The 23,914-nt window shown below is 70.5% G+C and carries 18 protein-coding genes, 1 tRNA gene, 1 other RNA gene and 1 pseudogene; 13 read left to right on the top strand and 8 right to left on the bottom strand.

Going from position 1 to position 23,914, the window contains the following annotated elements; translation table 11 throughout:
* Positions 1–13: 13 nt before the first annotated feature.
* Entirely contained in the window at positions 14–523 is a 510-nt protein-coding gene (locus JJV70_RS09550) for an Lrp/AsnC family transcriptional regulator (RefSeq protein ID WP_219047369.1), read from the bottom strand.
* Between the two features lie 200 nt (positions 524–723).
* Here JJV70_RS09550 and JJV70_RS09555 point away from each other — a divergent pair, with 200 nt between their 5' ends.
* From JJV70_RS09555 to JJV70_RS09580, 6 genes are all read left to right on the top strand, one after another.
* The gene (locus JJV70_RS09555; RefSeq protein WP_219047371.1) at positions 724–1,932 is read left to right on the top strand and encodes a thiamine pyrophosphate-dependent dehydrogenase E1 component subunit alpha; all 1,209 of its coding nucleotides are present in this window, start codon (positions 724–726) and stop codon (positions 1,930–1,932) included.
* Positions 1,929–3,014, top strand: coding sequence for an alpha-ketoacid dehydrogenase subunit beta (locus JJV70_RS09560; RefSeq protein ID WP_257573670.1), 1,086 nt, complete (start codon positions 1,929–1,931; stop codon positions 3,012–3,014). The genes JJV70_RS09555 and JJV70_RS09560 overlap by 4 nt, the downstream gene beginning before the upstream one ends.
* On the top strand, positions 3,014–4,486 hold the full coding sequence (locus JJV70_RS09565; RefSeq protein ID WP_219047373.1) for a dihydrolipoamide acetyltransferase family protein: 1,473 nt from the start codon (positions 3,014–3,016) through the stop codon (positions 4,484–4,486). Before JJV70_RS09560 ends, JJV70_RS09565 begins: the two co-directional genes overlap by 1 nt.
* A 107-nt stretch (positions 4,487–4,593) precedes the next feature.
* Positions 4,594–5,460: an NTP transferase domain-containing protein gene (locus tag JJV70_RS09570; protein ID WP_219047374.1), complete on the top strand. Its 867-nt coding sequence runs from the start codon at positions 4,594–4,596 to the stop codon at positions 5,458–5,460.
* 22 nt (positions 5,461–5,482) lie between these two features.
* Complete coding sequence (locus JJV70_RS09575; protein WP_219047376.1) at positions 5,483–6,853, top strand: molybdopterin molybdotransferase MoeA; 1,371 nt, start codon at positions 5,483–5,485, stop codon at positions 6,851–6,853.
* Positions 6,854–6,867: 14 nt separating this feature from the next.
* Complete coding sequence (locus tag JJV70_RS09580) at positions 6,868–8,043, top strand: TrkA family potassium uptake protein (RefSeq protein WP_219047378.1); 1,176 nt, start codon at positions 6,868–6,870, stop codon at positions 8,041–8,043.
* Positions 8,044–8,314: 271 nt separating this feature from the next.
* Here JJV70_RS09580 and JJV70_RS23475 read toward each other — a convergent pair.
* From JJV70_RS23475 to JJV70_RS09605, 5 genes and pseudogenes are all read right to left on the bottom strand, one after another.
* A pseudogene (locus JJV70_RS23475) lies at positions 8,315–8,974 on the bottom strand (HNH endonuclease); the annotation flags it as partial.
* Positions 8,975–9,080: 106 nt separating this feature from the next.
* Positions 9,081–10,070, bottom strand: a complete 990-nt coding sequence (locus tag JJV70_RS09590; protein WP_219047380.1) for a hypothetical protein — start codon at positions 10,068–10,070, stop codon at positions 9,081–9,083.
* Positions 10,071–10,287: 217 nt separating this feature from the next.
* A complete protein-coding gene (locus JJV70_RS09595) occupies positions 10,288–13,365 on the bottom strand; it encodes a type I restriction endonuclease subunit R (protein WP_219047381.1) in 3,078 nt (1,025 codons plus the stop codon).
* Between the two features lie 3 nt (positions 13,366–13,368).
* Positions 13,369–14,661 carry a restriction endonuclease subunit S gene (locus JJV70_RS09600; RefSeq protein WP_219047382.1) on the bottom strand — a complete coding sequence of 431 codons (1,293 nt, stop codon included), beginning with the start codon at positions 14,659–14,661 and terminating at the stop codon, positions 13,369–13,371.
* Positions 14,654–16,228, bottom strand: coding sequence for a type I restriction-modification system subunit M (locus JJV70_RS09605; protein ID WP_219047384.1), 1,575 nt, complete (start codon positions 16,226–16,228; stop codon positions 14,654–14,656). Before JJV70_RS09605 ends, JJV70_RS09600 begins: the two co-directional genes overlap by 8 nt.
* A 93-nt stretch (positions 16,229–16,321) precedes the next feature.
* Between JJV70_RS09605 and JJV70_RS09610 the strand changes: the two genes are divergently transcribed.
* The gene (locus JJV70_RS09610; protein WP_219047386.1) at positions 16,322–16,525 is read left to right on the top strand and encodes a hypothetical protein; all 204 of its coding nucleotides are present in this window, start codon (positions 16,322–16,324) and stop codon (positions 16,523–16,525) included.
* Positions 16,526–16,606: 81 nt separating this feature from the next.
* Here the strand turns inward: JJV70_RS09610 and JJV70_RS09615 are convergent.
* Positions 16,607–16,691, bottom strand: a tRNA-Ser gene (locus JJV70_RS09615).
* Between the two features lie 73 nt (positions 16,692–16,764).
* Here JJV70_RS09615 and ffs point away from each other — a divergent pair.
* From ffs to JJV70_RS09645, 6 genes are all read left to right on the top strand, one after another.
* An RNA gene (gene ffs / locus JJV70_RS09620) (signal recognition particle sRNA small type) lies at positions 16,765–16,863 on the top strand.
* Positions 16,864–16,908: 45 nt separating this feature from the next.
* Entirely contained in the window at positions 16,909–19,320 is a 2,412-nt protein-coding gene (locus JJV70_RS09625; protein WP_219047387.1) for a DNA polymerase III subunit gamma and tau, read from the top strand.
* Positions 19,321–19,521: 201 nt separating this feature from the next.
* Positions 19,522–19,863, top strand: a complete 342-nt coding sequence (locus JJV70_RS09630; RefSeq protein ID WP_219047388.1) for a YbaB/EbfC family nucleoid-associated protein — start codon at positions 19,522–19,524, stop codon at positions 19,861–19,863.
* Positions 19,864–19,884: 21 nt separating this feature from the next.
* Entirely contained in the window at positions 19,885–20,484 is a 600-nt protein-coding gene (gene recR / locus JJV70_RS09635; protein WP_219047390.1) for a recombination mediator RecR, read from the top strand.
* Entirely contained in the window at positions 20,477–21,202 is a 726-nt protein-coding gene (locus JJV70_RS09640) for a DUF5063 domain-containing protein (protein WP_219047392.1), read from the top strand. Before recR ends, JJV70_RS09640 begins: the two co-directional genes overlap by 8 nt.
* A gap of 70 nt (positions 21,203–21,272) precedes the next feature.
* A complete protein-coding gene (locus tag JJV70_RS09645) occupies positions 21,273–21,812 on the top strand; it encodes a pyridoxamine 5'-phosphate oxidase family protein (protein WP_219047394.1) in 540 nt (179 codons plus the stop codon).
* 148 nt (positions 21,813–21,960) lie between these two features.
* On the opposite strand, the gene JJV70_RS09650 is transcribed toward JJV70_RS09645, so the two are convergent.
* Positions 21,961–23,754: a S8 family serine peptidase gene (locus JJV70_RS09650; protein WP_308294760.1), complete on the bottom strand. Its 1,794-nt coding sequence runs from the start codon at positions 23,752–23,754 to the stop codon at positions 21,961–21,963.
* Positions 23,755–23,914: the final 160 nt, after the last annotated feature.

A 23,914-nucleotide genomic window follows, 5' to 3' on the forward strand; every position in this document is an offset into this window, starting at 1 on the left:
GGACGTCCCGGCCTCACGGTTCCGGGTCGAGGTCGGTCTCCTCGAAGACCAGCAGCGTGCGCGTGCTCAGCACCTCCGGAATGGCCTGGATGCGGGTGAGCACCAGTTCGCGCAGGGCGCGGTTGTCCTCGGTGTGGACCAGCAACAGCACGTCGAAATCGCCGCTGACCAGCGCCATGTGCACCGCGCCGGGCAGCTGCCGCAACTCCTCCTTCACCGTCCGCCAGGTGTTCTGGACGATCTTCAGCGTCACGTAGGCCGACGCGCCCTGCCCGGCCCGCTCGTGGTCCACCCGGGCGCTGAAGCCCCGGATCACCCCGTCCTCGATCAGCCGGTTCACCCGGGCGTAGGCGCCTGTGCGCGAGATGTGCGTCTGCTCGGCCACGGCCCGGATCGACGCCCGGCCGTCGGTCCGCAGGAGGCGCAGGATCGTGTGGTCCACCTCGTCCAGCGGACGGGCGGGTGGGGGCCGCTCCCCTTCGGGCTCCTCGGGGCTGGGTGCGGCCATCTGTTCATCCGCCATGCCGTGCGACCTCCCCCTGTTGGACGTTCTGCCGGGACCGGGGTGAATCCGCGGCCGATCGTCCACAGGTTATCCACAGCCTCGCCCCACCTGTAGCCAGAACGGCGCGCAGACCGAACAATCGGTAGGGAGAGGGCAACCCCTCCCGCTCTGCCGCCCGCAAGCCTGCCCGCCACCACCCTTACGGAGGTGTGCTCGACATGACGGTCCTCGCGCAGCCCGGCGCCTACCGCCCCGTCCCGCCCCCCGCCTGGCGGCCGCGTGCCGAGGCCGCGCCGCTGCTGCCCGACGAGGAGCCGTACCGGCTGCTGGGCACCGGCGCCGAGCTGGACGCGGCGTTGCTGAAGGAGCTGTACGCGCAGCTCGTGAAGGGCCGCCGCTACAACCAGCAGGCCACCGCGCTCACCAAGCAGGGCCGCCTCGCGGTGTACCCGTCCTCCACCGGGCAGGAGGCGTGCGAGGTCGCCGCCGCGCTGGCGCTGCGTGAGCAGGACTGGCTGTTCCCCAGCTACCGCGACACGCTCGCCGCCGTCGCCCGGGGCCTGGACCCGGTGCAGGCCCTCACCCTCCTGCGCGGGGACTGGCACTGCGGCTACGACCCGCGCGCCACCCGCGTCGCCCCGCTGTCCACCCCGCTGGCCACCCAGCTCCCGCACGCCGTCGGCCTCGCCCACGCCGCCCGGCTGCGCGGGGACGAGGTGGTGGCCCTCGCCCTGGTGGGCGACGGCGGCACCAGCGAGGGCGACTTCCACGAAGCGCTGAACTTCGCCGCCGTCTGGCAGGCCCCCGTCGTCTTCCTCGTGCAGAACAACGGCTACGCCATCTCGGTGCCGCTCGCGAAGCAGACGGCCGCGCCGACGCTCGCCCACAAGGCCGTCGGCTACGGCATGCCGGGCCGCCTGGTGGACGGCAACGACGCCCCGGCCGTGCACGCCGTGCTCACCGAAGCCGTCACCCGGGCCCGGCGCGGCGGCGGGCCGACGCTTGTCGAGGCGGTCACCTACCGCTTGGACGCCCACACCAACGCCGACGACGCCACCCGCTACCGGGACGACGCGGAGGTGGACGCCTGGCGCGCGCACGACCCGATCACCCTGCTGGAGGCCGAGCTGGCCTCCCGCGACCTGCTGGAAGACGGCGGCACCGACCTGCGCGTCACCGCCCGCGACGCCGCCGAGGCCCTGGCCGCCGACCTGCGCGCACGCATGCACGCCGAGCCCGTCCTCGACCCCATGGCGCTGTTCGACCACGTGTACGCCGAGCGCACCGGGCAGCTGCGCGAGCAGGCCGAGCAGCTGCGCGCCGAACTCGCCGCACACGACGACGCCGACGACGCCGATCACGCCCACCACGCCGATCACCCCGATCACCCCGGGACCGCCGACGACGCCGAAGGAGACGCGCGATGAGCACCGCGGCCACCGGCTCCGGCGCGGCCCGGCCCACAGCGGCCCCCGCGTCCGCCCCCGGCGCCGACCCCGCCCGCAAGCCCACACCGCTGGCCCAGGCGCTGGGGCAGGCCCTGCGCGACGCGATGGCCGAGGACCCGGCGGTCCACGTGCTCGGTGAGGACGTCGGCACCCTCGGCGGCGTCTTCCGCGTCACCGACGGCCTGGCCAAGGAGTTCGGCGAGGACCGCTGCACCGACACCCCGCTCGCCGAGGCCGGGATACTCGGCGCCGCCGTCGGCATGGCCATGTACGGCCTGCGCCCGGTGGTGGAGATGCAGTTCGACGCCTTCGCCTACCCCGCGTTCGAACAGCTCGTCTCGCACGTCGCCCGCATGCGCAACCGCACCCGCGGCGCGCTGCCCCTGCCGATCACCGTCCGCGTCCCCTACGGCGGCGGCATCGGCGGCGTCGAGCACCACAGCGACTCCTCCGAGGCGTACTACATCGCCACGCCCGGCCTGCACGTCCTCACCCCGGCGACGGTGGCCGACGCCTACGGCCTGCTGCGCCAGGCCATCGCCTCCGACGACCCGGTGGTCTTCCTGGAGCCCAAGCGCCTGTACTGGGCCAAGGACACCTGGGACCCGGCGCACCCCACCCCGGTCGAGCCGATCGGCCGCGCCGTCGTGCGCCGGGCGGGCACCTCCGCCACGCTGCTCACCTACGGCCCGTCCGTGCCGGTGTGTCTGGAGGCCGCCGAGGCCGCGCGGGCCGAGGGCTGGGAGCTGGAAGTGGTGGACCTGCGCTCGCTGGTCCCGTTCGACGACGAGACGGTCTGCGCGTCGGTACGCCGTACCGGGCGGGCGATCGTGGTGCACGAGTCCGGGAGCTTCGGCGGCCCCGGCGGGGAGATCGCCGCCCGCGTCACCGAGCGCTGCTTCCACCACCTGGAGGCCCCCGTGCTGCGCGTGGCCGGGTTCGACATCCCCTACCCGCCGCCGATGCTGGAGAGGCACCACCTGCCGGGGGTGGACCGCGTGCTGGACGCGGTGGACCGGTTGCAGTGGGAGTCGCGGTGGACGGAAGGGGGCGGGCGCTGATGCCCGAGGTGCGCGAGTTCACGCTGCCGGACCTGGGCGAGGGGCTGACCGAGGCCGAGATCACCCGGTGGCTGGTGGAAGTCGGTGATGTGGTCGCCGTTGACCAGCCGGTGGTCGAGGTCGAGACAGCGAAGGCCATGGTGGAGGTGCCCTGCCCCTACGGTGGCGTGGTCACGGCCCGGTTCGGCGAGGTCGGCGCGGAGATCCCGGTGGGGGCGCCGCTGGTGACGGTGGCCTCGGGCAGCTCCTCCGGGGCTGGCGCTGGCGTGGACCCGGGGTCGGGGCCGGGCTCCCGCACGGGGGCGGGGGCAGGCTCCGGCGCGCGTTCCGGGTCGGGCACGGGCTCCGGTCCCCGCCCGGGTACGGCCTCGGACGCCGGGTCCGGGAACGTGCTCGTCGGGTACGGCACGAGCGAGGCGCCCCGGCGGCGTCGCCGCGCGGCCCGGCCCGCACCGTCCGCCGCCACACCGGCGCGAGCCGCCACACCGGCGCGAGCCGCCACACCGGCGCGAGCCGCCACACCAGCGCCAGCCGCCACACCGGCGAAGGCCCCGGCGACGTCGGCCCCGTCCGCTTCGGCCAACGGGACGCGGACGCTCGCCGTCATCTCACCGCTGGTCCGCCGCCTCGCCCGGGAGCGCGGCATCGACCTGCACACCCTCACCGGCAGCGGCCCGCACGGGCTCATCCTGCGCGCCGACGTCGAACAGGCCACGCGTCCGGCCACGCCCACAGCCCCGCCCGCGCCCGCCGGGCAGCCCGCGCCGAGCACCCCGCGCGCGGCGGGCGAGCGGGTGCCGCTGAAGGGCGTGCGCGGCGCCGTCGCGGACAAGCTGTCCCGCAGCCGCCGCGAGATCCCGGACGCCACCTGCTGGGTGGACGCCGACGCCACCGAGCTGCTGGCCGCCCGCCACGCGATGAACGCCGCCGGTGGGCCGAAGATCTCCCTGCTGGCGCTGCTGGGGCGCGTCTGCACCGCCGCCCTGACGCGGTACCCGGAGCTGAACGCGACGGTGGACACCGAGGCGCGGGAAGTCATCCGCCTGCCCGAGGTGCACCTCGGCTTCGCCGCGCAGACCGACCGGGGCCTGGTGGTACCCGTCGTCCGGGACGCGCACCGGCGCGGCGCGGAGTCCCTGACGGCCGAAATCCAGCGCCTCACCGACGCCGCCCGCGACGGCAGGCTCTCCCCGGCCGAGCTGACCGGCGGCACGTTCACGCTGAACAACTACGGTGTCTTCGGCGTGGACGGCTCGACGCCGATCATCAACCACCCCGAGGCGGCGATGCTCGGCGTCGGGCGCATCGTGCCGAAGCCGTGGGTGCACGAGGGCGAGCTGGCGGTGCGGCACGTGGTGCAGCTGTCCCTCACGTTCGACCACCGGGTGTGCGACGGCGGCACAGCGGGCGGCTTCCTGCGCCACGTGGCCGACTGCGTCGAGTCCCCGGCGGTGCTGCTCCGCACCGCGTAACCGCCCTGCCAGGCAACGCCCGCGGCGTCCTCGCCGTCCCCCGCCCGCCTCGGGGCGGAGCCCCCAGACCCCGGAGGCGGCGGGCCGGGGCCTCTACCCTCTACCGCGTGGACCCATACGACGTGGTGGTACTGGCGGGCGGGCGCGGCACACGCCTGGGCGGGGCGGACAAGCCGGGCGTCACCGTCGGCGGCCGCACCCTGCTGGAGCGGACGCTCGCGGCGTGCCCGGACGCCGACCGCACCGTGGTCGTCGGACCCCGGCGGCCGACGGCGCGCGCCGTCCGGTGGACCCGCGAGCCGCGCCCCGGCACCGGCCCGCTGCCCGCCCTGCACGCGGGCCTCGCCCACGTCACCGCCGACACCGTGCTTGTGCTCGCCGCCGATCTGCCGTTCCTCACCCCCCAGGCCGTCACCCGGCTGCGCACCGCGCTGGCCACCGCACCCACCAGCGTCGATGCGGTGCTCGCCGTCCGCGAGGGGCGCGACCAGCCGCTGCTGGCGCTCTACCGCGCCGAGCCGCTGCGCCGCGAGCTGGCCCTGCTCGCCACCGAACACGGCCGGCTGGAGAACCTGCCGCTGAAGCTGCTCACCGCCGAGCTGTCCGCGCACCGGCTGGAGCTGGCGGACGCCGCTGACTGCGACACCTGGGAGGACATCGCCGCCGCCCGTGCGCGCATCAGGGAGCATGGACACGTGCTCGATGAATGGACTGCCGCAGTGAAGGCGGAACTCGGCCTCGACCTGGACGTCGATGTCGCCGCTGTACTCGACCTCGCCCGGGACGCCGCCCACGGCGTCGCCCGCCCCGCCGCACCCCTGACCACCTTCCTCGTCGGCTACGCCGCCGCCCGCGCCGGAGGCTCGCCGCAGGACATCGCCGTCGCCACCCGCAAGGCGGCGGCGCTGGCCGACCGCTGGGCCGAAGAGGCGTCCGGCGGCCCGGCCCCCGGCCAGCCGCCCACCAGAGACTGACGCCGGCCCGGAAGGTGACGACATGACCGACGACTTCGACGACGCCCTCGCCCTCGCCAACGGCGCCGCCAGCCTCACCGCCGTGACCGATCCCCGCCACGTCACCGATCCCGCCCCCGGGGCCGCCCACGGCCACCCGGCCGCCACCGGCAACCCGGTCGCCACCCCGTGGGCCGAGGCGCGCGCCCGCGCCGCAGCGAGCGGTGGCCCGAGCGGCGTCACCCACCAGCTGCCGCTGGCCGATGCCCTCGGCCACACCCTGGCCGATCCGCTGCCCGCCCTCACCGACCTCCCGGCCTTCGACACCTCCGCCATGGACGGCTGGGCCGTCGCCGGGCCGGGCCCTTGGGCGCTGGACGAGGACGGCCCCGGCGTCCTGGCCGGGGACAGCCCGGCCCGCCTGCCCGACGGGCACGCCGTGGCCATCGCCACCGGCGCCCGCATCCCGCAGGGCGCCACCGCCGTCCTGCGCACCGAGCACGGCTTCGCCGGCGGCGGCAGGCTCACCGCGCCCGCCACCCCGCCGCAGGGCGCCGACATCCGTCCGCGCGGCCAGGAGTGCCGTACCGGTGACCTGCTGCTGCCCGCCGGGACGCCGGTCACCCCGGCCGTGCTGGGGCTCGCCGCCGCCGCCGGGTACGACCGGCTCACCCTCACCCGCCGCCCCCGCGCCCACCTGCTCGTCCTCGGCGACGAGCTGCTGAGCGAGGGAGCGCCTGCCGACGGCCGGGTCCGCGACGCGCTCGGGCCGATGGTCGGCCCCTGGCTCGCCGCGCTGGGCGCCGACGTCACCGCCGTCCGCCACCTGGGTGACAGCGCCGAGGCCCTGCACGCCGCGCTGACCCGGGCGGACGCGGGCGGAGACGACAGCCCGGGTGCGGAGCCGGACACCGGCACGGAGCCGGACGCGGCGGGGCCGGATCTCGTCGTCACCACCGGGTCCACCGCCGCCGGGCCCGTGGACCACCTCCACGCCACCCTGAAGCGCCTCGGCGCCCGGCTGCTCGTGGACGGCGTCGCCGTGCGCCCCGGGCACCCCATGCTGCTCGCGGCGCTGCCCGGCGGCACCCACCTCGTCGGCCTGCCCGGCAACCCGCTGGCGGCCGTCTCCGCGCTGCTGACGCTCGCCGCGCCCCTGGTGCGCACCCTCGCCGACCGCGACCCGGCCAGCGGCGACCCGGACCCCGCGCGGCTGTCCGAACGCGTGCAGGGTCACCCCACCGACACCCGGCTCGTGCCCGTCACCGTCGGCGCCGGGACCGCGCGTCCGCTGCGCTTTCACGGTCCGGCTATGCTCCGGGGGATCGCCTCCGCGGACGCGCTGGCGGTCATCCCGCCCGGCGGCGCCGGAGCGGGCGCCCCCGTCCACCTGCTCGGCCTGCCCCGGAACTGACCGGTGACCCTCCCATGAAGCTCCTCTCGTCCCGTCGGCGCGGGAAAATCGCCTACGCCGACGAGTACACGTTCCGGGTGCAGCTCCCCCGGCAGCTGACCGGTCCGCTGATCCAGGTGGCCAAGCGGCTGCTGATGGCGCACGTCGTGCTGTTCGTCGCCGTGATCACCGTCTACCTCGACCGGGACGGGTACACCGACAACGCCGGTGACGGGATCACCCTGCTGGAATCCCTCTACTACGTCACCGTCTCCCTCTCCACCACCGGCTACGGCGACATCTACCCCTCGTCGGAGACGGCGCGCCTGCTCACCACGTTCGTGATCACGCCGCTGCGCATCCTCTTCCTGATCATCCTGGTCGGCACCTCCCTGGAGGTGCTGACCGAGCGCACCCGCCAGCAGTGGCGGCTGTCCCACTGGAGGTCCGTCGTGCGCGACCACACCGTCATCGTTGGCTTCGGCACCAAGGGCCGCACGGCGGCCGAGACGCTGCTGACAGCGGGCGCGACCAAGGAACAGATCGTGGTCGTCGATCCCAGCGCGAAGGTCATCGACGCGGCCAACGCCGACGGGTTCGCCGGAGTCGTCGGCGACGCGACCCGCTCCAGCGTGCTGGAGCGGGCCCGGCTGGACCGGGCCCGCCAGATCGTCATCGCCACTCAGCGCGACGACACCGCCGTCCTGGTAACGCTGACGGCGCGGCAGATCAACAAGCAGCTCAACGTCGTCGCCTCGGTGCGGGAGGAGGAGAACGTGCCGCTGCTCAAGCAGTCCGGCGCCGACTCCGTCATCACCAGCTCCGGCGCGGCCGGACGGCTGCTGGGCCTGTCGCTGATCAGCCCCAGCGCGGGGCACGTCATGGAGGACCTGATCCAGCAGGGCGAGGGCCTGACGCTGGCCGAACGCCCGGTGACCAAGGCCGAGGCGGGCCGCTCACCACGCGAGTGCCCCGAGCTGGTGCTGTCCGTCATAAGGGGCCACCGGCTGCTCCACTTCGACGACCCGGACGCCGCCGTCCTCCAGCCACAGGACCGGGTCGTCATCATCCGCCGCGCGTTCGAGGAGCAGCCGAAGCCGAAGCTGCGCCGCAGCAGCGGCGAGGACGACACCGGGGAGCTGCGGACCCCGCCCAAGATGCAACCCGCCAAACGCGACTGGCAGGCCCCCCGCGACGACCTGGGCCAGTAACCAGCCAGCGAGAAGCCCCGCCCCTCCGGAGGCAAGGCCCTGCACTAGCCGGGGCGTCTCACCCAGCCCGACAGCATTCGCGTTGACTACCGCGACCGGATCGCGGCCATCGGAAAACACCTACCTCGCCCTTCATTTGGCAGCTGAAGAGCGCCGGTACCAGCAACGATCCGCCGGATGCGCTGATCGCCGCCACTGCCCTCGCGTACGGGCGGGGGGACCCTTGTGAGGCGGAACATCAAGCACCTGGCCCGGACCGGCGCGCTCTTGCTCAACCCATGGAAGTGCGAGGGCTGACCTGCGGGGGAGATGCGCGAGCCCTCGCGAGATCGCTTCGCGGAAGATCTACGCCAGGGCGCGGGGAGCCGTGGAAACCTGCCTGGTGTGCCAAGAGCGGTGGTGCGCCGCCACCGGGCGGTCACTCGGCTGTGGGCCGATGAGCGGACGGCCCGCCAGGGCTATGATGTGCTCGCGGGCAGCGGAGGCTGCGCCCGAGGAAGCGCTGCGAGACGAGGGAGCCGGTGGCCGTCGCCGCGACACCGAGGACGCCCTTGTCGGAGAGCTTGTGGTGCGGCGAACACAGGCACAGTCCGTTGCCGATCTCGGCGGGGCCGTCGAACGCCCACCAGCGCACGTGCGCAGCCCCAGCCCGACCGGGAACCGCCCCGATCCGCCCGTCGTAGCTGCAGAAGGCGCACTGGCACTCGTAGGCCGTCAGCACCAGCTCCCGCATCCGCCGGTCCCTCTGCCTCACGCTGACGGCAGCAGTCCGGTCTCCGCCGGCTCCAGCTCCAGCCCGATCGCTTCGCACAGCTCGTCGTGCCAAGAGGGTGGGAAGCGCGGGTCGAGCAGGACGCGCGCCAGCCGACCCAGCAGCGGACGGCTCCCGCCGCAGTGCCGCCCGCAGCTCCAGCGCCAGCCGCCCGACAGACATGGAACGTGTCACGGGAACGCGGACCGAAGCCGCTTCGGTGCGGAGTTCAAGGATGGCGTAGTTTCATCATCTGCCGGATGCCGCACGACGACAGATCCCTGGTCTATTCTTCGCCGACATGAGAAGCTCCATTCTCCACATCATCGGGATGTACGATGGAATCCTGGATGCCCAAGATGCGCATAAGCGATGTGACCGACACGACCCGGCTGTTGCCAATCCAGGATACTCTGAAAGGGAGGGAGCCCGTCCTGGTCATCTTCGATGCCTGTGATTTTGAAAGGCCAACAATATTGGCCGCCTCGCCGAAGCCAATATATTGTGGCAGGAGATCAGAAACTCGATAGTAGAGATTCTTCCCGTCCACCCAGGATCGTCCCATCTGTGCGGGATTAATAGCGGGAGCATCTGCCTCATTGCGGCAGCCACTGCGGAGTTTGTCATGAAGGATCTTGGCTTTACTCATCGCCCCCATTCGTTGTAGTAGGGATCCTGTACGCTCGCCGCGAATTCTCTCATTGGCATCCGGGTCGTGTACCGTGCTGGCGTCAATGATCGAGGAGGCGTGCAGAGTAGAATCTTCTTCATGCGCAGCATCGGCGATCAAATACTCTGCACTTACTGCACACGTTTCCGAGCTTCCGGATTCCACCAGGCCACGAGCGCCGGTGAACGCGCTGGTCATCATGGTTTCCAGGACTTTTTTGGAAGGCAGGTCACGTGCCAGGGAAAACCATGCCTCGAGTGCGCCCTCTACCATCGCAGACCTGATGTCAGAGACCTCATAATGCCATTTTCGTGCCAACTCTTTCGACCATCCCCCGAAATACGGAGTCAGTAGATCCAGCAGGATGATCAACCATTTTTCCCGCTCCTGTTGGTCGCTTTCTCTCGCCAAAGTGCCCACCGACTCCCAGAGACGCAAGCTTGCCACGGATTTCGATCGGCCGAGTCGGGCTTTATTGCGCAACTCCTGATATGTAGGATGGTTTTTGACTGCGCACGCTTCAATGTTGCCGACATGTGCACAGATGGGCTCTCCGCCGCAGTCACGCAGAACTCGTTCAGTGATGAGAGTGAAGACATCGCGCATGGTTTCCTCTCGCGCTACCAGATCGGGCCTACGAAAAATATGGGGCACGCCGTTGCGCTTCGTGTGCTTTCGCTGGGATCTAGCCCGGATCGAGTGAACTATGTTTAGCGGCACGACAGTATGCAGGTGTTGAGCGCCGCGTCGTGGCCTAGATCAGGCCCGCGCAGCGCGCAGAGGCCCGGCACCTGCCACAGGTTGCCGGGCCTCTGCGAGGTCGTCAGTCGACGAGGTAGTGGGCTTCGATGTAGGCGACGGTGGAGCCGTACGGCTCCCCCACCGGCTTCAACATGTACCGGCGGAAGACCGCGGCGGTGGCACGGCGGACACCGCGGTTGCGGGCCTCGGCGTTATCCCATGACTGGGCGAGGGTGCGCCTGACCACTTGGTCGATCTCCTCGGCCAGGTTCCGCTCCGTGACGGTGAGGCCGGGCGGTGCGTGCTCGTGGATGATCCGCGACAGGACACCTACATGGTCGTCATCCAGCACGACGGCTTCGTCGGGGTGCTTCTCGGCGTTCACGATCGCCTGGGCGACCCGGAGCGCGTCGGCCAGGAACTCCAGGGCGTCCTGAGCATTCTGGATGATCCGGTCCCGCAGCTGCCTGATCCGCTCTGCCAGGGCGGTGTACTTCGCGGACCCCGGTTCGACCCCCTTATCGAGGGCGGCTTTGATCTGGTCCAGGATCTCCGCCGCAGACGGCGGCTTCTTGTCCCCGCTGTCGTCCTTGCCGGACTTGGGGCGGACGAGGGCCAGCAGTTCCTTGAGGATGGTGATGCCCTGGGCGTCGAGGACGAGGGCCTCCTCCTGGGAAGCGACCACAGCGAACGAGTGGACGTGGGCGTTAATTATCTCCAGGACCATCGGACCCAGCTCGCCCAGCCGTTCCTTCCTCTCCTCGTCGGAAGACTTCTTGAACAGGGTTGTGTACGCGGACCCGAACAGCCCGAAGCCGTCCTGGTACTTGGCGATCCGCTTGTCGGTGTTGATGAGCGGGTACAGGCGGGCCAAGAGCCGGTAGTCCTTGGAGAACACCTTGGCGGCGGCAGGGTCGGAGTCCAGGAACACGTTGATGGCTCGCACGGACTCGTAACCGTGGACCGTGAGGTCCAGGCCGTCCACGGCCGTGAAGAGGTCTTCGATGCGGGCGAAGGTAGTGCGGAATTCGGCAACGAGTTCGGTGAGATCGGTGACGAACCCGCCACCCTTGCCCGCAGCCTCCCCCTCGGTGGGGTCGATGACGGCCCGCTGGACCTCCTCGGCCAGGCCGATGTAGTCCACGACTACCCCGGAGGTCTTCCGGAAACCGCCTGGGGAGATCCAGGTGCGGTTCGGCCGGGTGATCGTCTGGAACAGGTTGTGGGCCTTGAGCGGCTTGTCCAGGTAGAGGACGCCCTCGTTGGGGGCGTCGAACCCCGTCATCAGCTTCGCCGTCACGACCAGGAAGCACAGCGGATCGTCCGGGGCAAGGAAGCGCCGCTTCTGGTCCTCCTCGTCGGCCTCCGAGAGCTGGTACGGCAGCATGGCGGGGTCCTCGTCCTTGGAGTTCTTGACGTGGACGTTGACCTCGGCGGCGATCCGGTCGTGCTTGCCGACCTCGGCGAGCACCTGCGACACCTCGTAACCGGTCAGCAGTTCGTTGATCTTGTCCGTGTAAGCCACAGCCAGCTCACGGTTGTAGGCGACGACCTGGGCCTTGAGGCCGTTGCGGTAGGCGCCGGCCAGGTAGTGGTCCACGATGTCCTGGCAGACCGTCTGTATACGCTCGGGGTTGGCGAACACCGAGGTGAGGCGCCCGAACTTGCGGGACAGGGTTTCACGGTCAGGGTCGTCGAGGTCGAATGCGTCGGCGAACTGGTCGAACTCGGCCTGCAACGCCTGGTCGTTCATCTCGAAGAGGACCGGATGCGGGTCCAGCACGACCGGGACGGTCGCCTCATCCTGCAGAGAGCGGGACACCGAGTATCGGTGCAGCACCCTGTCCGGGTCGGCCTCCTCGCCGAAGAGGGCGAAGGTGTTGGTGGCGAGGTTCCTGAGGGGGGTACCGGTCATGCCGAAGAACTTCGCGTGCGGCAACGCTGCGCGCATCTGCCCGGCCAGGGACTTCTCCTCGGAGGACTGGGTGCGGTGTGCCTCGTCAACCAGCACGATGATGTTGCCACGGGGCGACAGGCCCTTGCCGGCGTCGGCGAACTTGTGGACGGTCGTGGAGATGACGCCGCGCACATCGTCGGCCAACAGGGAACGCAGCTTCTTGCTGGTGGCGGGCTGGTGGAAGTAGGCGTCCCCCATCGCGGAGGTGAACACCCTCGAGGTCTGCCGGACGAGGTCAGTGCGGTCCGAGAGCAGGATGATCGTGGGCGACTCAGTGCGGGTGTCGGCCAACAGCAGGGAGGCGGCGAACACCATCAGCAGCGTCTTCCCGCTGCCTTGGTGGTGCCAGATCAGCCCCTTCTTGCCACCGGCCAGGACCCGCTCGTGGATCAGATGGGCGGCTTCCATCTGTGGGTAACGGGGGAGGTACTTCTTGTCTGCCCCGCCTCCGGAGGTGTCGAAGAGGACGAAGTTGGCGAGCATGTCGAGGACCGTGGCCGGGTTGAGCAGCAGTTCGACGGAGCGCCGTAGGTCGGCCTGCCCGGACAGGTTCTCGGCGTCGTCGGTGGACCGGAACGGCTGCCACTGGTTCAGGGGCGCGCCGGCCGCCCCGAACCGCATCTTCAGCCCGTCGGAGGCGACGGCGAAGAGGTTGGGGGTGAAGAACCACGGGTACTCGGTGGCGTACACATCGTTGATCTCGCGCGCGGCGTCGGCCCACCCGGACTTCGCGGTCGGTGACTTCACCTCAACGACTACCAGAGGCAGGCCGTTGACCCAGTAGACGAGGTCGAACCGGCGAGGGGTCTTGCCGGGGATGGTTATGGTCACCTCGTCCGACACGACCAGAGTGTTGGCGGTCGGCTGCTCAAGATCAACGACCTTCAGCGCGTGCCACACGCCGTCGGCACCCCGGAACTCCTTCTGCCCACGCAGCAGGTGCACCACCTGCTCGTTGGCTCGCACCAGCCCGCCGTCAACGGCGTTGACCGTGGCGATGATCTCCTCGACCACGGCGTCCACGTCGAACCCGTCGATCACCCCAGGGTTGAGCCGGACGATGGCGTCCCGCAGATGGCCAGCGAGCACCGTGTGCGTCGTTTCACGCGGCAGCGACCTGCCCGCTTTGAAGTCCCAGCCCATCGGGAGGGACCACTGGATCATCGAGTTCTGGAACTCGCGCTCCCGAATGCCCTTCGCCACGGCTCAGACCCCCAACTCGGCGGACTCGATGTCGATGGTGCGGTCCAGCAGCCCCGACAACAGACTCGCTCGTACCCGACGGAGGCTGGCGGCCTCCGCGCGCAGTGTGACGATAAGTGCATCGACCGCTTCAGCGCGCTCAACGAGTCCCGCCTGCTCTTCCGATGAAGGCACCGGAATCTCGCGGGCGATGTACTCCTTTACCGACAGATTTGTGATCCCAGTCGTGCGGCGGGAGTAGTTGTGGGTCAGCCCTGATGCCCAGTCGTGTCGGAGCCGCCAGAACACGTACCTAGGAAGCGCCTTCTCCGGATCTACTCGCATCAATCGCTGGAAGTCGGTGGGCACGCACGGCTCCAGGCCCGGGCCTGCGATAGCGACTCGTCCGACAGGCTGCTCGGGCGAACCGCCAGACCGCTCCAGGATGATGTCTTGCTCCTGCACCGTCCGGGTGGCTGCTTGTTTGGTGGTGAATGACCGGACCGGTGAGCCGTCGGTTACGAAGTCGGAGGTGTTGGGCGTGTAGATGCGTGGTCCGAGTGCGAGCCGATCAACCTCGCCCTCGCCCTCAGGCTTCCCCCAGACGCCCCCTACTACATGGGAGCACAGATCAACAATCCGATGCCGTTCACCCTCAACAGCTGTGAAGTGCTCCGCGAGCACCATGTTGAGGAGCCTCCGTGCAGTGCTGGCCTCGGAATCGACTGCGGCGATCTGGTCGTCAACCGCACTGATGATCCCGACGATCTGCTGCTGTACCGGCAGTGGAGGCAGGGTGATGGGGATGGAGCTGAACGAGGCATCGGAGATGGTCTTGCGGCGCAGGACCGTTCCCGAGGCGCGGTTCTGCATCTCGTCCCAGAACACTGGCGTCTGAAAATACAGCCTCAGGAACTCCGGGAGAGCTCTACGGTCAACCTCGTAAGTGATGAACACACCGGAGACATGAGTGCCGTCATGCTCCGCCCGCGCCACACCTGCAGGGGCTTCGAACGCTGTGATCGTGCGGAGCACGACGTCGTTCTCGCGCACCGAGTTCAGCGTCGTGTACTTCGAGATACCGCCGATGAAGGGCTCCTTCTCCCCGAGGCCACGCCCATACATCTGGACACTGACTGCGGGATAGGTGACGCCATCCTCCACCGCTACCTTGCGGCGCACACGGGTCAGCAGGTCGCCGAGGGTGAGCTGTTGCCAGCCAACCATCGAAGGTCTCGAACCCTGTGGTGGAACGGCCACCGCGCGGCGCACATGAGTCTGCAGTTCACCGAGGGCGGTCTGCTGCCAGTTACTCATCGAAGCCCTCGATCCCTGCGGCGGAGAGGACGGCGAGCATCTGCTGTTCGGCCTTCTGGCGCTCGGCTCGGGCGATGTTGTAGGCGTCGATGAGGGTGCCGAGGTCTTCCTGCTCGGCGGCGGCCTGCTTGATGTAGCGGCTGATGTTCAGGTCGTACCCGTTGGCAGCGATCTCGGTGGTGGGGACGAATCGCGCCGAGATACTGCCCTCTCCATCGGAATCCACCGGAGTCCCGTCGCCGTCGAAGCCCGAATGATAGGCGGCCACCGTGTCGGTGATGTCGGCAGCGGTGAGGATGTTGCGGTTCTTGCCCTTGGTGAACCGCTTGGAGGCGTCGATGAACAGTACGCCGTCCTGCCGCTCTTCGGCCTTGGTGCCAGGTGCACGGAACACCAGGATCACTGTCGGGATGGAAGTCGAATAGAAGAGGTTCGCAGGCAGGCCAATGACTGCTTCGAGCAGGTCGTCATCCAGCACCCGCTTGCGGATGGCTGCCTCCTGGCCGCCTCGGAAGAGGACGCCATGGGGCAGGACGACGCCAGCGCGGCCCTTCTTCGGGTCCATGCTGGCGATCATGTGCTGAACGAAGGCCCAGTCTGCCGACGACTGGGGCGCCACCCCTCCGATGGCGCGCGGGTCGTTGGTCCAGGGCTTCCACTTCAGGCTGTAGGGCGGATTGGCGACGATCACGTCGAATTGCTTGACGGCCCCGTCTGGCTTTCTGAAACGCGGGTCCCTCAGGGTGTCGCCGACCTCGACCTTGAACTCGGTCAGGTTGTGCATGAAGAGGTTCATACGGGCCACGCCGGCGGTGTCCGTTACCGCTTCCTGACCGTTGAGGCTGAGTGTGTACCCCCGCCCGCCGTGGGATTTCAGGAGGCTCGCGGCGGCGATGAGCATGCCGCCTGAGCCACAGGTTGGGTCGTACACCGACTCGTGGTTCCTGGGGGCCAGCAGTTCGATGATCAGCTCAACGACCTCGCGCGGGGTGAAGAACTGACCTGCGCGGGTGCCGGACCCGTCGGAGAACCGCTTCAACAGGTACTCGTACGCCCCGCCGAGCACGTCGTGGGACATGTTGCCCTCGTGCATCTTGGGGGTGCGGTTCATAGCTCGCATGACCGACGCCAGCACCTCCCCCGGCAGCACCGCTTCAGAGGTCCAGGTCATGGACCCGAAGAGACGGGAGAACTTGTCAGGGTTGGCCGACTCGATGGCCTGGAGGGAAGCGCGAACCCGCTGGCCGAGACCGTGCTGGGCGACGGTGGCGAGGATCGAGGACCAAGAGGCGCGACGTTCCTGGACGGTTCCAGCGTGGATGAACGGAATCTCGAACGACTGGTGGTCGCGGTACTCGATCTCTCGGGCTTCCTCGCGGGAGAGGCCGTCCAGGCCCTCGTACTGGGCCAGGAACTCCTGGTGGTTGTGCTCCCAGGTGTCCGACAGGTACTTCCAGAACATCAGCGGGAAGACGACCGAGGAGTACTGCGCTTCGGGCATCGCCACGCGCAGCTCGTCGGCGGCGTCCCACAACCGGTTCTCGATCTCCTGCTGGGTCACTGCCATCAGTCGGGGGTGTCCTTGCTCGTGTCTGGGCGGCGGTTAGAAGTCGTGGAGCTTCCGCCGGGCATCCTATTTAGGGCTTCTGACGATGAGGCTGTGGCCGATCTCTCCGCTGGCCGGTTCCAAGGAGCCAGCTCGGGCTGGTGCGGCCCGCACGTTGCCGCGAGCATCATGTTGGTCGCTCAGGAGGATCTTGGTCTCGATGCGGTTGACGATCACGGCGCCGGTGACCTGGTCGTCGGCAGAGAGCGGCGAAGCCTGTCCGTGGAGATCCCACGGCTGTCCTCCCCGCGTAACTGAGACCACAACTGCAACCACGGAACGACGAAGGTCCCGGCCGCTGGGCGGTCGGGACCTTCGTTCAGCCCGGTGAGAGCTGGGCGGAGGATACGAGATTCGAACTCGTGAGGGGTTGCCCCCAACACGCTTTCCAAGCGTGCGCCCTAGGCCTCTAGGCGAATCCTCCGCCGGAGACTTTACAAGATGGTGGGGGGTGGTGGCGAACTCGATCCCTGGTGGGGGCATCGGGTAGGGTGGCGAGCAGCCCCTCACGTGGCGCTATCTGACTGAACTCCCCCAGGGCCGGAAGGCAGCAAGGGTAGGTTGGCTCTGGCGGGTGCGTGGGGGGCGTTGACGTTTGTGCGGCGGCTCACATGTCAGTGGGCTCCGATACCGTCGTAGGCGTGTCATCCCTCGCGCTGTACCGCCGCTACCGTCCCGAGACCTTCGCCGAGGTCATCGGGCAGGAGCACGTGACCGACCCGTTGCAGCAGGCGCTGCGCAACAACCGGGTCAACCACGCTTACCTGTTCAGTGGGCCGCGTGGCTGCGGCAAGACCACCAGTGCGCGCATTCTGGCGCGGTGCCTGAACTGCGAGCAGGGGCCGACGCCGACGCCGTGCGGCGTCTGCCGGTCGTGTGTGGACCTGGCCCGGGGCGGGGCCGGGTCGATTGACGTGATCGAGATCGACGCCGCCTCGCACGGTGGTGTCGATGACGCGCGTGAGCTGCGGGAGAAGGCGTTCTTCGGACCCGCGGCCAGCCGGTACAAGATCTACATCGTTGACGAGGCGCACATGGTGACCACGCAGGGTTTCAACGCCCTGCTGAAGGTGGTCGAGGAGCCGCCGGAGCACCTGAAGTTCATCTTCGCGACGACCGAGCCGGAGAAGGTCATCGGCACGGTGCGGTCGCGGACGCACCACTACCCGTTCCGGCTGGTGCCGCCTGGCACGCTGCGCGACTACCTGGCGCAGGTGTGCGCGCGGGAGGACATCGCGGTGGAGGAGGCCGTACTGCCGCTGGTGGTGCGGGCGGGGGCCGGGTCCGTGCGGGATTCCATGTCGGTGATGGACCAGTTGCTCGCCGGGGCCGGTGCGGGTGGTGTGACGTATGCCATGGCCACCGCCCTGCTCGGGTACACCGACTCCGCGCTGCTGGACGAGGTGGTGGACGCGTTCGCGGCGGGGGACGGAGGCGCCGCGTTCGCGGTGGTGGACCGGGTGATCGAGGGCGGGCACGATCCGCGCCGGTTCGTGACGGACCTGCTGGAGCGGCTGCGGGATCTGGTGATCCTGGCGGCGGTGCCGGACGCGCTGGAGACCGGACTCATCGACGCCCCGGCCGAGGTGCTGGAGCGGATGCGGGCGCAGGCCGAGGTGTTCGGCGCGGCGGAGCTGAGCCGCGCCGCCGACCTGGTCAACGCCGGGCTGACGGAGATGCGGGGCGCGACCTCGCCCCGGCTGCAGCTGGAGTTGATCTGCGCGCGGGTGCTGCTGCCCGCCGCCTACGCGGACGAGCGCTCGGTGCAGGCCCGGTTGGATCGGCTGGAGCGCGGTGTTGGCAGCGTGGGTGGTGGCGCCGCGTTTGGTGGGGTGAGCGGGGGTGTTGCTGCCGCTGCTCCTGGGGGCGGGCTCGGCCCTGGGGTGGGCGGGCAGGGCGTTGCTCCGGGTGCGCAGGGCGCTGCTCCGGGTGGGTTGGGTGGTCCGGGGGGTGCGTCCGGTGCCGGTGGGTCTGCTGGTCCTGGTGAGGTGGTTGCTGCGGGTGGTGCGGCTGGTTCAGGTGGTCTCGGTGGTTCTGGGGCGGAAGGGGTGCAGCCTGCGGCGGCGTCGCCTGCCGGAACGCCGGGGGAGGGGGGCGCCGGGCAGGGTGGACGGCGCCCGGGGGCGTGGCCTACCGCGTCGTCGGGGGGCGCTCCGGGGGCGGCTGCCGCACCGGCCGCTCCCGCTCCGGCCGCGCCCGCCGCTTCCGCGCCTGCTCCGGCCGCGCCGGCGCCTGCCCGGCCCGCGTCCGCTCCGGCCGCGCCTGCGGCGTCCGGGCCGGGGGGTGGGGGTGGTGATGTGGCGCAGGTGCGGCAGATCTGGCCGGACGTGCTGGAGGCGGTCAAGAGCAAGCGCCGCTTCACGTGGATTCTGCTCAGCCAGAACGCGCAGGTCAGCGGCTTCGACGGGACGACGTTGCAGCTCGCGTTCCCGAACGTCGGCGCCCGCGACAGCTTCGTGAGCGGCGGCAGCGAAGACGTGCTGCGCGCGGTGCTGGGCGAGCGGTTCGGGGTGCAGTGGAAGATCGACTCCGTGGTGGACGCCGGTGGGGGTGGCGGCGGGTCCACGGGGCCGGTGCCACCAGGCCGGTCCGTGCCGTCTGGTCCCGGTTCCGGCCCGGGTTTCGGCGGCCCGGCGGGGTCGCCGCAGGGCTCGGGCTTCGGCGGCCCCGGGTCATCCCAGCAGGCGCCCGGGGCAGGTTTTGGCGGCGCCGGGCCGTCGCAGCCGCCGCCCGGGGCGCCGTCGTACGCGCCGCACCCGGCCCCGGCGGGGCCGTCCGCCCCGCAGGCGCACGCGTCCGAGTCCGTGCCACCCGGGCCGTCGCGGCCGGAGCAGGCCCCGCAGCCGTCCGCCCAGCAGCCGCAGCCGTCCGCGCCGCAGCAGTCGCCGCAGGCCCGGGCGCCGGAGCCGGAGGCGCCCGCGCCGCCTCCGGTGTCCGTCGAGGACGACATCCCGGAGGACGACGACCCCGATCTGGACGAGAGCGCCCTGTCCGGGCAGGACCTGATCGTGCGCGAGCTGGGCGCCACCGTGATCGAGGAGATCGAACACTAGTGAGCCGGACGGGAGGCGGGCCGAGCACGTAGGCTCGGCACACGAGCGGCCGTGAGCGGCGTGAGCGGCGCGGTCAGCGCGCCCCGAGCGCCGCGTGCGCACGGCGGGCGCGGCAGCGTCAGCGGCGGTGGCTGGCCGTCGTACACGTCAGCGCAAAGTCAACACGCGACCAGAGTCAACAGGCGACCAAGGAGCGAGCCCGTGTTTCCCGGTGGTGGTGGGGCCGACATGCAGCAGCTGTTGCAGCAGGCCCAGAAGATGCAGGAAGAGTTGGCCGTGGCACAGCGGGAGCTGGCCGAGACGCCGGTGGAGGGCTCGGCGGGCGGTGGCCTGGTCAAGGCGACGGTGACGGGCGCGGGCGAGCTGACGGGGCTGGTGATCGACCCGGAGGCGGTGGACCCGGAGGACACCGAGACGCTGTCCGACCTGGTGCTCGCCGCCGTACGGGACGCCAACGCCGCCGCGCAGCAGCTCCAGCAGGCCAAGCTGGGCCCGCTCGCCCAGAGCCTGGGTGGCGGCGGCATGCCCGGGCTGCCCTTCTAGCGCGGCGGGCGGGGAGCAGCGGTGTACGAGGGCGTCGTCCAGGACTTGATCGACGAGCTGGGCAGGCTGCCCGGGGTCGGCCCCAAGAGCGCGCAGCGGATCGCCTTCCACGTGTTGCAGGCGGAGCCGGTGGACGTGCGGCGGCTGGCGCAGGCGCTGACGGAGGTCAAGGCGAAGGTGCGGTTCTGCGCGGTGTGCGGGAACGTGGCCGAGGAGGAACAGTGCCGCGTCTGCCGTGATCCGCGCCGTGATCCGTCGGTGATCTGCGTGGTGGAGGAGCCGAAGGACGTCGTGGCGATCGAGCGGACGCGGGAGTTCCGGGGCCGCTACCACGTACTGGGCGGCGCGATCAGCCCGATCGAGGGGGTCGGCCCGGATGACCTGCGGATACGGGAGCTGCTGGCGCGGCTCGCGGACGGCGCCGTCACCGAGCTGATCCTGGCCACGGACCCGAATCTGGAGGGCGAGGCCACCGCGACGTACCTGGCGCGGATGGTGTCGTCCATGGGTTTGAAGGTCACACGGCTGGCCAGCGGTCTGCCCGTCGGGGGAGACTTGGAGTACGCCGATGAGGTCACGCTGGGGCGGGCCTTCGAGGGGAGAAGGTTGCTCGATGTCTGACATCACGCAGGCCGACAGCACGCGGGCCGGGCTCGCCCAGGCTCCGCGACCGGAGGCGCACCGGCTGAGTGCCGCCGCGGCCCCGGACGACTTCGCGGTGCAGATCGCCGACCAGGTGGAGAGCTTCATCCTGGCCGTCACCGAGGTGGCCAAGGGCGACGAGCCGGCCAGCGCGGTGCCGTACCTGCTGCTGGAGGTCTCGCAGCTGCTGCTCGCGGGTGGCCGGCTGGGCGCGCACGAGGACATCGTTCCCGACGAGCGGTACGAGCCGGACACCGGTCCGGAGCCGGACGACGTGGACGCGCTGCGCGAGGGCCTGGCCCGCCTGCTGGACCCGGTGGACGTCTACTCCGAGGTCTTCGACCCCTACGTGCCGCGTCAGGCGCCGGTGGCGTGCCGGATCTCCGACGACATGGCCGACGTCGTCACCGACCTGCGGCACGGCATGGCGCACTACCGTGCGGGCCGCACGTCGGAGGCGCTGTGGTGGTGGCAGTTCTCCTACCTGTCCAACTGGGGCACGTCGGCCTCGGCGGCACTGCGCGCGTTGCAGTCGCTGATCGCGCACGTGCGGCTGGACACGCCGCTGGGCGAGCTGGACGGGCTGGACACCGACTCCGGCGCGGCCGGGGACGACGGCGAGCTGGAGCGGGAGGCCGGTGCGGTGATGGCCGCGGAGATCGGCGTCCCGCTGGGCATCAAGCCGAACGGGAGCTAGGGGTGCGCTGAGTTTCCCGCGCCCCGGCCGTCGGTACCCGCAGGCGAAACCGGAACCGAGGGAGCTGACGATGACGAGCGCGACGGCACACAGGAACCCCGTGACGGAGCTGGACGCCCGTTTCAGTCAGCCCGGTGCGCGGCCCACGCCGTGGCCGGAGGCGGCCGAGCGGCTGGCGGCGGCCGAGCTGTACTGGCTGACGACGGTCCGCGCGGACGGACGCCCGCACGTGACGCCGCTGATCGCGGTGTCCGTCGGCGAGACGCTGCACTTTTGCACCGGCCCCGCCGAGCAGAAGGCGCGCAACCTGGAGCGCGACGCCCACTGCGTGCTGACGACGGGCTGCAACAGTCTGAACGGCGGTGAGGACCTGGTGGTCGAGGGCGAGGCGGTCCGCGTCACCGATGAGGCGCGGCTGGCGCGGCTGGCGTCGGCGTATGTCGCCAAGTATGGGCCGGAGTGGTCGTTCGGGGTGCGCGACGGCGCTTTCGTCAACCCGGGATCGGCGGACCCGGCGCTGGTGTTCGCCGTCGTCCCGACGCGGGCGTTCGGCTTCGCCAAGGGCAGCGCCGAGGGGGAGCCGTACGGGCAGACCCGCTGGCGGTTCTGAGCCTCCCGCGCCCCGGGCCGGAGCCGCTGCCCCGGGCCAGCGCCACCCGCCGCCGGGCCGGACCGCAGCCCCCGCGCGCGAAGAGACAGGACCTGCCGAAACCCCCTCGGCATCGGCAGGTCCTGTGCTGTCCCTGAAGCGGTGACCGTCAGAAGGTCAGGCTCCAGGAGTCGAGGTAGCCGGTGTCATCGCTGTGGGCGTCGGCGACCCGCAGCGTCCACGTGCCGTTCGCGGTGGCTGAGGAGGCGTCCACGGTGTACGTGGCGACCAGATTGGCGCCGCTGTCGTTGGCGTCGGCGCTCTTGAGCCGGGCCGATTCACCGCCTGGCGCGACGATCTCCAGCACGAGGTCCCCACGGTAGGGGTGCTTGATGTCCACGCCGACCTTCAGGTCCGCCGGAGCGGCACCGCTGCGTCCGGTCACCGAGATCTTGGACGTCACCCAGGTGTTGTCGTCCGGGATGGCGACATCGTCGGAGTTGGTGTAGACATCCGCCGGCGGGTCGGGCTCCGGGTCGGACCCCGAGCCGCCGGTGACGGCCTTCAGCGTCGCGGCGGCGTCGGCCAGCCCGGCGCCGCAGCCGCCGCTGCACGAGCCGGGCAGGTCGCGGGCGTTCTCGCGGATCGCGGCGGAGACCTGGCCCGGTGTGATGGACGGCTTGGCCTGGTACAGCAGCGCGGCCAGACCGGCGATGTGCGGGGCGGCCATGCTGGTGCCCTGGTAGGCCGCGTAGCTCTCGCTGTCGGCGGAGCGGCTGCCGCTGTTCAGCGTGGACCAGATGCCATTGGCCCTGCTGACGTGCACCTCGCCACCGGGCGCGGTGATCTCCACGGCCTTGCCGTAGTTCGAGTAGCGGGCGCGGTTGCCCTCGCGGTCGCTGGCGGCGACGGTGATGACGCTGTCGCAGTTGGCGGGGCTGTGGTTGGCCGCGTTGGCGTTGGAGTTGCCGGCGGCGACGACGACGGTGGCACCGCGCTTCACGGCGCCGTTGATGGCGCTTTGGGACGCCGAGTCGCAGGAGTGGTTGCCGCCGAGGCTCAGGTTGAGGACGTCGGCGGGGTGTTCGTTCTTCGGCACGCCTTTGACCGAGCCACCCGAGGCCCAGGTGATGGCGTCGATGATGTCGGACGTGGTGCCGCCGCACTTGCCCAGCACGCGCACGGGCTGGACCTTCGCCGCGTAGGCGATGCCCGCGATGCCCTTGCCGTTGTGCGTGGCCGCGGCGGCGGTTCCGGCGACGTGGGTGCCGTGCCAGGAGCTGTCGGTGTCCTGCTCGGGGATGGGGTCACCCGTGTTCGGGTCCTTGCCGCACTCACCGCGCTTCAACCAGTCGCCCGGGTCGGTGGCGTCGGAGTCGCGGCCGTCGCCGTCGGCGGCCATGAAGGTGTCGGAGATGAAGTCGTAGCCGTCGATGATGTTGTCGGCCAGGTCGGAGTGGGCGACATAGCCGGTGTCGATGACGGCGATGGTGACGCCCTTGCCGGTGGCGTGGTCCCACGCGCCGGGGACCTTCATGCCCGCCTTGTCCTCAAAGAGGTCCCACTGACGCTCGTAGTAGTCGTCGTTCGGTTTGGCGGCGGTGGCGTACATCCGCGTGTCCGGGACGACGTAGGCGACGTCCGGGTCGGTGGCGAACTCGGCCATGACGTCCTCGACGTCGGCCTTCTCCAGCTCGCCGCCGAGATCAACGAGGGCGGCGCCGGTGCCCAGGCGGCGCTCGAAGTCCAGCTTCTCGCCGGACGCCTTGGCTTTCTCCGTCGCGTCTTTCGCGGCCGCGTCGTCGGACTTGGCCTCGGACGCCTGGGAGCGGTAGCCGACGATGAGCCGCTCGGCCGGTATGGCCTCGGCGGTGTCGGCCGCGGGGGCCACGGGGATGCCCGGGGCTCCTGGGGCGGCGGCGGATGTGGTGATTCCGGTGCCGATGAGGGCCGCGGTGGTCACGGCCAGGAGGGATATGCGCAGTGGTCTGGAACCGTTCAACGTGCTGCCTTTCGTGGTCGGCTCCGCGTGCGGGCGAAACCGACAGCAAATGGTGCGGTTCATGACAAGTCGCGCAGTGTGCGCCGAATGGCCGGTGAGGGGGGTGAGGGGGGTGAGGGGG

The organism is Streptomyces sp. JJ66 (genome assembly GCF_019303495.1).
Classification (GTDB): Bacteria; Actinomycetota; Actinomycetes; order Streptomycetales; family Streptomycetaceae; genus Streptomyces.

Excerpts from the sequence above, each read along its gene's own strand:
- JJV70_RS09590 (WP_219047380.1), bottom strand. The coding sequence starts at position 10,070 with ATGCGCGATGTCTTCACTCTCATCACTGAACGAGTTCTGCGTGACTGC.
- JJV70_RS09550 (WP_219047369.1), bottom strand. The coding sequence starts at position 523 with ATGGCGGATGAACAGATGGCCGCACCCAGCCCCGAGGAGCCCGAAGGG.
- JJV70_RS09555 (WP_219047371.1), top strand. The coding sequence starts at position 724 with ATGACGGTCCTCGCGCAGCCCGGCGCCTACCGCCCCGTCCCGCCCCCC.
- JJV70_RS09575 (WP_219047376.1), top strand. The coding sequence starts at position 5,483 with ATGACCGACGACTTCGACGACGCCCTCGCCCTCGCCAACGGCGCCGCC.
- JJV70_RS09645 (WP_219047394.1), top strand. The coding sequence starts at position 21,273 with ATGACGAGCGCGACGGCACACAGGAACCCCGTGACGGAGCTGGACGCC.
- JJV70_RS09605 (WP_219047384.1), bottom strand. The coding sequence starts at position 16,228 with ATGGCAGTGACCCAGCAGGAGATCGAGAACCGGTTGTGGGACGCCGCC.
- JJV70_RS09600 (WP_219047382.1), bottom strand. The coding sequence starts at position 14,661 with ATGAGTAACTGGCAGCAGACCGCCCTCGGTGAACTGCAGACTCATGTG.
- JJV70_RS09580 (WP_219047378.1), top strand. The coding sequence starts at position 6,868 with ATGAAGCTCCTCTCGTCCCGTCGGCGCGGGAAAATCGCCTACGCCGAC.
- JJV70_RS09565 (WP_219047373.1), top strand. The coding sequence starts at position 3,014 with ATGCCCGAGGTGCGCGAGTTCACGCTGCCGGACCTGGGCGAGGGGCTG.
- JJV70_RS09560 (WP_257573670.1), top strand. The coding sequence starts at position 1,929 with ATGAGCACCGCGGCCACCGGCTCCGGCGCGGCCCGGCCCACAGCGGCC.
- JJV70_RS09640 (WP_219047392.1), top strand. The coding sequence starts at position 20,477 with ATGTCTGACATCACGCAGGCCGACAGCACGCGGGCCGGGCTCGCCCAG.